This is a genomic window from Thiomicrospira microaerophila, from assembly GCF_000934765.1.
Lineage (GTDB): Bacteria > Pseudomonadota > Gammaproteobacteria > Thiomicrospirales > Thiomicrospiraceae > Thiomicrospira > Thiomicrospira microaerophila.
On the sequence record NZ_JYNN01000061.1, the window covers coordinates 1 to 11,954 of the forward strand.

The 11,954-nt window shown below is 49.9% G+C and carries 2 protein-coding genes; both read left to right on the plus strand.

The features are described from left to right. On the plus strand, positions 1-1,332 hold a 1,332-nt coding region (locus NA59_RS11660; RefSeq protein WP_044412880.1), incomplete at its 5' end, for a ShlB/FhaC/HecB family hemolysin secretion/activation protein. Between the two features lie 381 nt (positions 1,333-1,713). Beyond that, on the plus strand, positions 1,714-11,954 hold a 10,241-nt coding region (locus NA59_RS11665; protein WP_044412883.1), incomplete at its 3' end, for a two-partner secretion domain-containing protein.

The following is an 11,954-nucleotide window of genomic DNA, read 5'->3' on the forward strand; positions in this document are numbered from 1 at the left end:
CAACCCGGACGCATAGAAGGCGGCGGCAACTGGGAACGCAACGTCACCGCGGGGCAGGGCGTTAACCTCAGCAACCAACGCATCAACCAAACCCTTAACCACGCGCTACGCCCCGACCAAAACGACATTATCCGCGCCACCAAAATGGAACGCGGCATGCTCCTGCTTAACGACCTCGCTGGGGTGAGCGCCACCTCCAATCTCCAGCGCGGCCGCGAATTTGGCACCACCCGGGTCGATGTCGCCTTTCGCGCCACCCCACGCTACACCGGCAACGCCTGGATCGACAACTACGGCAGCTACTACACCGGCGCATGGCGTGCCAACGCGATGGGACACATCAACAACCTCAGCGGCATGGGCGACCGATTAACCGGCATGATCACTCAAACCACCGACCAAAGCTACGGACGCATCGCCTACGACACCCCAATTAGCTACAACGGCCTCACCTTTAACACCAGCCTCAGCTACCTAAAATACACCCTCGGGCAAGACCTCAAAGCCCTCGACCTCAACGGCACCGCCCTCAGCGCCAACGCCGGGCTCAAATACCCGATTATCCGCTCACGCCAAACTAACCTCTACATCCAAGGCCAATACGACTACAAAGATTTAAAAGACTACACCAAAAACGACAACACCAAAGACCGCATTTATAACAACCTCACCCTCAGCCTCAACGGTGACAAAATAGATCGACTAGGCCAAGGCGGCCTCACCCAATACGGCGTCAGCCTCACCTACGGCGACCTTAACCGTAAAGGCAACACCAGCGACTACGACAGCGATCAAGCCACCGCCCAAACCCACGGCACTTTCCACAAACTCAACGCCAACCTCACCCGCATCCAACAACTCCAAAGCGGCCTTAACCTCCACGCCAGCGCCAGACTCCAAACCCTCGCCAGCGGCAACCTCGACTCCGGTGAAAAATTCACCCTCGGTGGCGTCAACGGTGTCCGCGCCTATGCGGGCGGCGAAGGCTCGGGTGACCAAGGCTGGCTCACCAGTCTTGAGCTGCGCTACGACCTACCCGGCGTGATGCTGTACAACGGCGGCATCCAAGTCCAAGGCTTTATTGACCACGGCCAAATCACACTGGATAAAAATCCTTGGGGTGCGCCCACCAACAACAATAACCTCAACAGCTACAGCCTCACCGGCACCGGTATCGGTCTAAGCTGGAGCCAGCCGCAACGCTTCATGCTCAAAGCCGCCTACGCCATCAAAATTAACGACGACATCAATGATCGCAGCACCACCGGCAAAGACAGCGAAGGCAAAGACAACAACGGCCGCTTCTGGCTCCAAGCAATGGTCTGGTTTTAACCAACATAACATTCCCTCTCCCTCAGGGAGAGGGCTAGGGAGAGGGTGAAACCCTAACCCAAACTCTCGTTCCCACGCTCTGCGTGGGAATGCAGACCGATAGTGAGTGATACGTTTTACTGGATGTAAAAGCTATCTGATAGATCGGTAAGCATTCCCACTGGGGACAGTGGGAACGAGAAAACCCACATAACATTCCCTCTCCCTCAGGGAGAGGGCTAGGGAGAGGGTGAAACCCTAACCCAAATTCTCGTTCCCACGCTCTGCGTGGGAATGCAGACCGAAACGAATCTGATAGGCCGGTATGCATTCCCACTGAGGACAGTGGGAACGAGAAACAACAACTGAACAACGAAATTTAAAAGCAAAGAGGGTAACACCATGCACAACAAAAACTCAAAAATCAAACGCGCCTCCCTAAACCACACCTACCGCCTTGTGTGGTCAGACGCCAAACAAATGTACATCGCCGTCGCCGAAATCGCCCCAGGTAAAGGCAAACGCAAAGGCGGCATCGTCGGCGCCATTGCCGCCTTGATGATGGGCTTTGGCGGCATCGCCCACGCCCTCGACCCCGGCACCCTGCCCGAAGGCGCCAACATTGTTCACGGCCAAGCGCAAATCCAACAACACAACAATGTGATGACCATCCACCAAACCAGCGACAAACTCATCACCAACTGGAACAGCTTCAACATCGGAAAAGACGCCACCGTCAACTTCCAACAACCCAACAGCAACAGCGCCGCGCTCAACCGCGTAATGGACAACAACCCCAGCCAAATCCACGGACGACTCAACGCCAACGGCAACGTCTATCTGGTTAACCCCAGCGGCATCCTATTCGGCAAAACCGCGCAGGTTGATGTCGGCGGCTTAATTGCCTCAACGCTCGAGATCAGCGACCAAGACTTCCTCGACAACAAACTCGACTTCAAAAACCTCGGCTTTAGCGAAGGCGACATCAAAAACCTCGGCCACATCCGCGCCAACGGCGGGGTCGTCGCGCTTATCGCCAACCGCGTATCCAACCAAGGCACCATCGAAGCCAACAATGGCAACGTCGCATTAGCGGCGGGTGATCACGTCACCCTCGACTTTAACGGCGACGGCCTGATGACCGTCACGGTCGAACAAGGCGTACTCGATGCGCTAGCCGAAAACGGCGGGCTGATCCAAGCCGATGGCGGTTTTGTCATCATGACCACCCAAGCACGTCAAGACATCTACCGCAACCTGGTTAACAACGACGGCCTAATTCAAGCCCAAACCTTATCCAGCAAAAGCGGGCGCATTATGCTAATGGGCGGCATGACCCAAGGCCAAGTCACCGCTAGTGGCAAACTCGATGCCAGCGCCCCGAACGGCGGCGATGGCGGGTTTATTGAAACCTCGGCCGCTAAGGTCGATATCCAACCAGGCCTGGTGGTAACCACGAAAGCCGAAACCGGAAAAACCGGTGAATGGTTAATTGACCCGACCGATATTGAAATTGTGGCGGGAACGGGTGGGGATTTTGATAGCAATGCCAGCAGCAGCACACAGATTGGTGCCGACACACTGGTTGCCAATTTGGCGAACAACAACATCACGGTTCAAACACCATCTGCCGACACTGGCGCTCAGTTGGGTGATATCACCGTCAGTGCGGATATTGTCTGGAATGCCAACACCACCCTCACGCTCGACGCCATTAATCACATCTACGTCAAAGCCAAAATCGAAAACCAAAACACTACCGGTGGTGGTGTGTATTTTAATGCCGCTAATAACCATTTTGCGGTAGGGTTTGATAACAACGGTAAGGTCGTGATCCATAATGCCGAGCAACTGCAATGGATGAACACCGCTCTGAGCGGCAAATACCAGTTGGGTTCTGATATCGTTTTAACCGCGCCAGCGGAAGGTGAAAGTAACTGGACACCGATTGGTGATTCGTCGAGCTTATTTCGTGGTATCTTTGATGGTAAAAACCATACCATTGATGGTTTAACGATGAATTCTACAGGAAACTATCAGGGTTTTTTTGGTATAAACTTCACGCATTCCGTGATTAAAAACCTTGGCTTAACCAATGTGGATATTAATTCTACTGGTTGGTATATAGGCGGCTTAATTGGTGAAAATAGAGGCACGCTTAGCCATGTTTATGTTACCGGCAAGGTAACGGGAGAGACTTCGGATTTTATTGGTGGTGTTGTTGGAGTTAACGGAGGAGGTAATATTGATAACGCCTTTTCAAGCGCAACTGTAAAAGGTAGAGATAGTGTCGGTGGACTCATTGGCAGGAATCTTATAAATGTGATGGGGGTAACTAGCAGTTTAACAATAAGCAATACCTTCTTTACAGGCAGTGTCGAGGGTAGAACCAATGTTGGGGGCTTGATTGGTGAAAACAGTATGTCTGCAAATGTAATGATGATGGGCAATGCAAATGCTAACTTATCTATTGAGGATTCGTACGCTACCGGGAAGGTAAAGGGTCAGGACGATGTAGGGGGGTTGATCGGTAAAAATTCTATTTCTGCGTCGGGTGGTACTGCAAAATCCACTTTAACCATCACGAATACCTACTCAACAGCCAGCGTAGAGGGCGCTACTAATACAGGTGGTTTAATTGGCTCAAACACGGTGACCCGAACCAACAACGGGCAAGCTACGATAACCACCACCGATTCTTTCTGGGATACGCAAACCAGTGGTTTAGCAGGTGCCGATGACGGTGTGGGAAATCAGAATGCCACGACTTCTGGGGTGCAAGGCAAAACCACCAGCGAAATGCAAAGTGTTATAACTGCTGTTTATGATAAGTGGGACTTTGACACCGTTTGGGAGATGGATGGGGATTACCCTGTCTTTCAAGTACAGACTGTTATAGAACCCTGTGATGTTACTTCAGGCCTGCCTTCTTGCGGCAGGGTAATCAATGGAGCGGGCACGATTGGCGATATCGATGGCAACAACCTTACCATCAACCAAACGGCTTCAAAGCTCATTATTGACTGGAAACAGTTTGATATAGCCGCAGGCAACACGGTGCATTTTGAGCAAAAAGAGAATGGTGTCGCACAAACCAGCTGGGTCGCGCTCAACCGCGTCACTGAAAACAATCCCAGCCAAATTCTCGGCAAGCTCACCGCCGATGGCCGCGTATATCTGGTCAACCCGAGCGGTATTCTGTTCGGTGCCAATGCACAGGTCGATGTAGCAGGCTTGGTGGCGTCTAATGCACAAATTAATCAGGCGGATTTTAACAATGGCACCCTCACGTTTGCCGACCCAACCGGCGGCTATATCTCGGTACAAGGCACCACCGAAAACTGGAGCCTTGGCGAGGGTGGTTTAACCCTTGTAGCGCATTCTGATGCATCCAACCGCTTTGTCGTGGACGAAGCTGCGCCCGATGATACAAGTTCGGGGATATCTGCGACCGCTTTGCTAAACCGATTAGAAGACAGTCAAGTCGTCCTGCGTGTGCTGAATAGTAATGGCTCTTTTGAAAATAGTGCCATGGATATCAATCAAGACATTGTATGGTCGGCAAATAATGCGCTGCGCTTGCACTCGGATCATCGTATCAATGTAAACGCACTCATCGCTAACAACAGCGATGACGGTGGTGTTTATATTCAATCTGTTAACAATAATAATTCGTTGCTGTTCGGCGAAAACGGCATAGTTGAGGTTTATAACCTTCACCAACTGCAACGCATCAATCAAACCTTAAAAGGAAAGTTTCGTTTAGGTCAGGATATCGACGCAACAGAAACAGCCAATTGGAACAATAATCAGGGCTGGATGCCGATTGGTGATAATGGAGATCGCTTCCAAGGCACATTCGATGGACAGGGTTATACCCTTAGCAACCTATTTATCAATCGCCCAGACACCTATAACGTAGGTTTGTTTGGTGTAGTTAGTAACTCAGGCGCAGAAATCAAAAACTTGGGTCTGGTGAATGTCGATATAACGGGTCTAGAAGGAGTTGGCGCCATTACTGGTCGGAATTTGGCGAGCAGCCAGATTCAAAATGTGTTTAGCACGGGTGTTGTTAAGGGAACATGGACATTAGGTGGCTTGGTAGGCCTTAATGAAGGTACGATCAGTAAGGCTTACAGTAATGCTCGGGTTGATGGCGTTGAAAATACCATTGGCGGTTTAGTCGGATCAAATTCGGATACCGGTGTTATTTCAAATGTATACAGCAGCGGTGCGGTTAGCGGAGGAGGGTTTATTGGTGGTTTGCTGGGTACGAATGCGGGAGTGATTAGTTCGGCGTACACCACCGCTTCGGTTTCAAGCCCTGATCCAAAGTATGTAGGAGGCTTAGTTGGAATTTCCAATGGAACCATCAATCATAGTTTTTGGGACATAGGTGCAACCGGACTAACAACCAGTGCAGGCGGTGAAGGTAAAACAGCCTCAGAAATGAGAACGTCTACCACCTTTACGAATGCAGGCTGGAGTACAGAAGTATGGAGCTTCACCGAAGCAGGCCAGGGTGCAGCGGTTGAAGGCTATGAATTTGGCGGTGGTTTACCTTATTTGACCGCGCTTACGCGAAAAGAAGATCAAGATAACCCGATTACCCTATTCGCAGGCGGCTGGGGTGATGCCGATGATAAGGGTGCTTACACCATCACCAACTGGAACCAGTTGCAAAACATCAACCTGGTCGTGGGTGAAGGCTTCGACTTTGCGCTTAGTAACGATCTTACTACAAGCACCGACGGCTATGCCGAGCAAGTCAAAAACGGCGACACCCTCGCCAACAACGGCGCAGGCTGGAATCCGATTGGTGAGTTTTCAAACAGATTTAGCGGCTCTTTTGACGGGCAAGGCAATACCCTTAGCAACCTGACCATCAATCGAAGCTCAGAAAATAATATTGGTTTATTTGGTTTTGTAGAAAATGCCACGATAAGCAATATTGGCCTTGATGGTGGTTCGATTAACGGTAATGGCCAGACGGGAGCATTAATAGGTAATGCCCAAAATAACACACAAGTTATTCAAACTTATTCCACGCTTAATGTCGAAGGTGCAGGTTTTACCGGTGGTCTGGTAGGGTTTTTAGCAAATTCTACCATCGTAAATTCCTATGCAACGGGCGATGTAACGGCTAGCGGCAATAGTATCGGTGGTCTAGTAGGATATTTAGAAGACTCTACCATCACAAATTCTTATGCAGCGGGCGATGTAGTTGCGGGTCATGGTAACTTTTGGGTGATGCCTAGTTATGCTGGCGGCTTGGTAGGTTATTCTTTCACCGACTACAAAGATATAGAGCTTACGAATGTATATGCTACCGGTAAGGTTACGGGCTCAGGAAGTTTTATCGGCGGTTTGATTGGTGTTATTGATGGATCTTCCGTGCGTGCTGAATCAGCTACGGCTTTGGTTACAAACGCCTACGCCTCTGGCGCGGTTTCTGGAGCTACGGTTGATAGCTCAGATCCAGACACTCTTGGTGGTTTGATTGGAGGTGTTCTTGATGGCAATAAATTTGCATTAGATGTAACAAAAAGTTTTTGGGATACGCAAACCAGTGGCCAAACAACCAGTGCAGGCGGTGAAGGCAAAACCATCGCGCAGATGAAAGACGCTTTAACCTTTACTGGCTGGGATACCGATATCTGGAGCTTCCCAGCAGCAGGACGCGGCGCTGAAATTGAAGGCTATGAATGGGGTGAAGGCGGCTTGCCTTACCTAACCCATGTAACACGAGTTGAAGACCTTGAAGGCGGCGGTGCCCCCATCATTCTGTTTGCTGGCGGTTGGGGGGGGTTAACTGATGGTGATGCCGATGGCAGTGCCTACACCATCACCAACTGGAACCAGTTGCAGAATATCAACCTCGTGCTGGATAAAGGGTTTGATTTTCTTTTGAGCAATAACCTCACCACCGAAACCACTGGCTATGCCGAGCAAGTCAAAAACGGCGACACCCTCGCCAACAACGGCACCGGCTGGATGCCGATTGGTAACTTATCTACAAGATTCACCGGCGTCTTTGATGGCGCTCACCACACCATTGATGGCTTGAGGATTCATTCGACAACAGCGTCCATATTCCAAGGTTTTTTTGGCGCTACCGCTAGCGTTTCAGAGATCAAAAACCTTGGGCTAACCAACGTGGATATTGAGACCCCAAGCCTACACGTTGGCGGATTGGTTGGTACTAATTTGAGCGCGCTTAGTGATGTTTATGTCACTGGTAGCGTAACGGGAGATAGGCTTGTTGGCGGCCTTGTGGGCAGTAACACAGCAACAATCACTAATGCCTATGCAGCGGGCAGTGTAACAGCCACGGGCAATGTCGCCGGTGGTTTGATTGGTCAAAATTCGGGGTTCTATGGATCCACAAGCATCAGCAATACCTATTTTGCAGGTGACGTAAAAGGTCAAAATAACGTAGGTGGTTTGATTGGTGAGAATTCTTCGTCGCCCATGATGGGTGAGGTGACGTTAAATATTACCAATGCTTATGCCACAGGCAGCGTTGAAGGTTCGAGCCGTGTTGGTGGGTTGATAGGTGCCAACACGGCGGAGGCTTTCATATCAAATAGTAAAGCCACTATAAACATAACCCATACCTATGCCACCGCGAGTGTAGAAGCGAATGATGTGGATTACCCCGGTGGTTTGGTGGGTGCAAACACGGTGACTCAACAATCCGGCGGCGAGGCGACAATAACCATCACCGATTCTTTCTGGGATAGGGATACAAGTGATGTCAGTGGTGCCGATGAGGGTGTGGGTAATCAAGACGCGGCGACCTCTGGTGTGCGGGGCAAAACCACTGCTGAGATGAAAGGCGCTTCAACCTTTACTGGCTGGGATACCAATATCTGGAGCTTCCCAGCAGCAGGGCGCGGTGCTGAAATTGAAGGCTATGAATGGGGTGAAGGAGGCTTGCCTTATCTGACCCATGTAACACGAGTTGAAGACCGTGATGGCGGCGGTGCCCCCATCATTCTGTTTGCTGGCGGTTGGGGGGGGTTAACTGATGGTGATGCCGATGGCAGCGCCTACACCATCGTAAATTGGAATCAGTTGCAAAACATCAACCTGGTCGTGGGTGAAGGCTTCGACTTTGCGCTTAGTAACGACCTCACCACAGAAACCGACGGCTATGCCGAGCAAGTCAAAAACGGCGACACCCTCGCCAACAACGGCACCGGCTGGATGCCGCTGGGTAATGATGCCAACCGCTTTACTGGTGTGTTCGATGGCGCAAACCATCTTATTGATGGCTTGATCATTGATCGTTCAGCTGGTCGACAAGGTTTATTTGGCGTCATAGAAAACGTTTCCACGGTTAAAAACCTTGGATTAACGAATGTGGATATTTCCAGTACATCTAGTCGTGTTGGCGGCTTGGCTGGCGATAATCGTGGCTCTGTCAGCAATGTTTATGTCACTGGCGATATAACAGGTGGTTTTACAACAGGCGGTTTGATCGGTCAAAACCGTGGCACCCTTAATGATGTGCATGTGATCGGTAATGTCAAAGCCGGTGGTAGTGTAGGCGGTTTGGTTGGTGACAATCGCGGCTCTATTGAGACGGCTTATGTTGTTGGTAGTGTAAAAGGTGATGATAGCAATGTAGGCGGGTTGATTGGTTATAACAATATTCAGAACGTTGATCAGGTAACCATCAACAAGACTTATTTTTCGGGTAGCGTGGAAGGACAGTTTTATGTTGGCGGATTGATTGGTCAAAACTATGTGACGCGAACTTTATCGATTAGCAACGCCTATGCTATCGGCAGTGTAAAAGGTAATAGTAGTGTGGGTGGTTTAATAGGTTCAAATTATGTAGAGGCTGATGGCAGCGATGCCACTCTAACAATTAGCAGTACCTATTCTGCATCGAGTGTAACGGGTAGCAGTGGTGTTGGCGGCTTGGTCGGAAGAAATACGATTGATCAGAATGATGGTGAGGCAGCAATCCATATTAACCATTCCTTCTGGGATACTAGTTCCACTGGGCAAACTACCAGTGCGGGCGGCGGTACAGGCAAAAAAACTCCTGAGATGAAAGATGCCTCCACCTTTACGACTGAACTCGGTTCGGATTCTTGGGATACCAATATCTGGAGTTTCCCCGCAGCAGGACGCGGTGCTGAAATTGAAGGCTATGAATACGGTGACGGTGGCTTGCCTTATCTAACCAACATAACACGCGTTCAAGATCAAGGTAACCCGGTTATCTTGTTCGAAGGCGGCTGGGGTGATGCCGATGATAAGGGTGCTTACACCATCACCAACTGGAACCAGTTGCAGAATATCAACCTCGTGCTGGATAAAAACTTTGATTTTCTGTTGAGCAATAACCTCAACTCCGAAACCGACGGCTATGCCGAACAAGCCAGCGTAACCGCTAACGAAGGCACCGGCTGGATGCCGATTGGTAATGATGCCAACCGCTTTACCGGTGTGTTCGATGGCGGTCACCACACGATTGATGGCCTGATTATTAATCGATCAAGCCATAATCAAGGTTTGTTTGGTGCTACGGCAACGTTTGATCCATTAATGCAAATTTGGGGTTCTGAGATTAAAAACTTGGGTCTTACTAATGTGGATATTAACGTCGCTGGCCACCGGGTTGGTGCCCTAGTCGGTGAAAATCGAAGCACAGTTAGCAATGTTTACGTCACGGGTAGTGTAAAAGGCGGCGATTTTGTTGGTGGCTTGATTGGACAAAACACGCTGGATTTTGAGCGCAATGGGGCGGATGCCTTATCTATTTCAAATGGTTATTCTACAGCGAGCGTCACAGGTAATGACCACGTGGGCGGGTTGATTGGAGCAAACTCAGTCCGCGCTAGGAGTAAAGGTGGTTCCGCTACTATCAATATCACGAATACTAATGCTGCGGCGAGTGTCACGGGAGCCGTTACTGCCGGTGGGCTGGTTGGGAATAATTTGATATTCGGAGATTCTGGAACGGAAACGATCAATATCACGGGTTCCTTCTGGAATACCCAGACAGCAGGCGCTGATGTTACGCGGGGTGTGGCGAGCGGTGATGCGGATCCAGCAGGGGTAGTTGGCAAAACCACCACTGAACTGCAAACACTATCGACCTTTACCGATGCGGGTTGGGATATTTCAAATGTGGGTGGTGAACAGAGCGTTTGGCGAATTTATGAGGGTTACACTGCACCTATGCTGCGTTCCTTTTTAACGCCTTTGACGTTGGAAGCGGCGGGATCGTTAAGTAAAACTTATGATGCTACCACGGATATCGATGCGAGCGAACTTGCGCTTAGCTGGAAGCAGGATGGTCAAGTCGTTACACCCGATGGGGCGTTGTTGCGATTAGCGAAGGGTTCGCCTGCGTTTGTCTTGGCGAGCAAAAATGCGGGTAACCAAACCTTGCTAAGCCAGCATTATTCAACACAAACAGGCTTTGATATCATTGCGGATTTAAGTGTAAACGTGGAGGTTAATAAAGCCAACCTAGCCGTCATGGGCTTAGGCGCAGAAGATCGAGTTTATGACGGCACCACCGATGCCCCCATTATTGGTCAGGCCATGGTCAAAGCTCTTGGAAAAGACAGCGTGACCTTAGCGGGCGATGTTAAGGGTACGTTTGTGGACAAAAATGTTGGTGAAAACAAAGCCGTTACACTCAGCGGTTTGACATTAACCGGTGAGGATGCGGGTAACTACACGCTTGTGCTGCCGTCTAACTTTGTGGCGAGTATCAGCAAGGCCGACCTTACAATCAGCGGCTTAAGCGTGGCAGATCGCGTATACGATGGTAGCCGTATCGCCACGATTGTGATTGATGGTGTGCAATATGCAGGCCTGGTTGGAAAGGATGATGTCAAAATCAGCGCCACGGGTGAGTTTGCAGATAAGAATGTCGGTGAAAATAAAGAAGTGACGATCTCCAGCACTTACAGTGGTGCGGATGTTGGTAATTACAAAATCACCAACCAAACCACCACAACGGCGAACATCACCGCAAAAGAACTGGTGATTAAAGGTTTAACGGCTAAAAACCGCACGTATGACGGTAGCCGTGTGGCAACGATTGTAATTGACGGTGTGGAATATGCAGGCCTGGTTGAGAATGATGATGTCAGCATCAGCGCCACCGGTGAGTTTGATAACAAGAATGTGGGTGAAGACAAAGAAGTGACCATCACCAGCACTTACACCGGTGCGGATCTCAATAACTACAGCATTGTTGATCAAACCACCACAACCGCCACGATTACCGCCAAAGAGCTAATCATCAGCGGCTTAACGGCTGAAGGTAAAGTCTATGACGGCAATCGTATCGCCACGATTGTAATTGATGGTGTGCAGTATGCAGGCCTGGTTGGAAAGGATGAGATCAAAATCACCGCCACGGGTGAGTTTGATAACAAAAACATCGGTGAAAACAAAACCGTGAGCATCACCAGCGAATACAGTGGTGCGGATGTCGGTAACTACAAGATTGTTGATCAAACAGAAACCAGCGCGAACATCACAGCAAAAGAACTGGTGATTAAAGGTTTAACGGCTGAAAACCGCACGTATGATGGTAGCCGTGTGGCCACGATTGTAATTGACGGTGTGGAATATGCAGGCCTGGTTAAAGATGATGATGTCAGCAT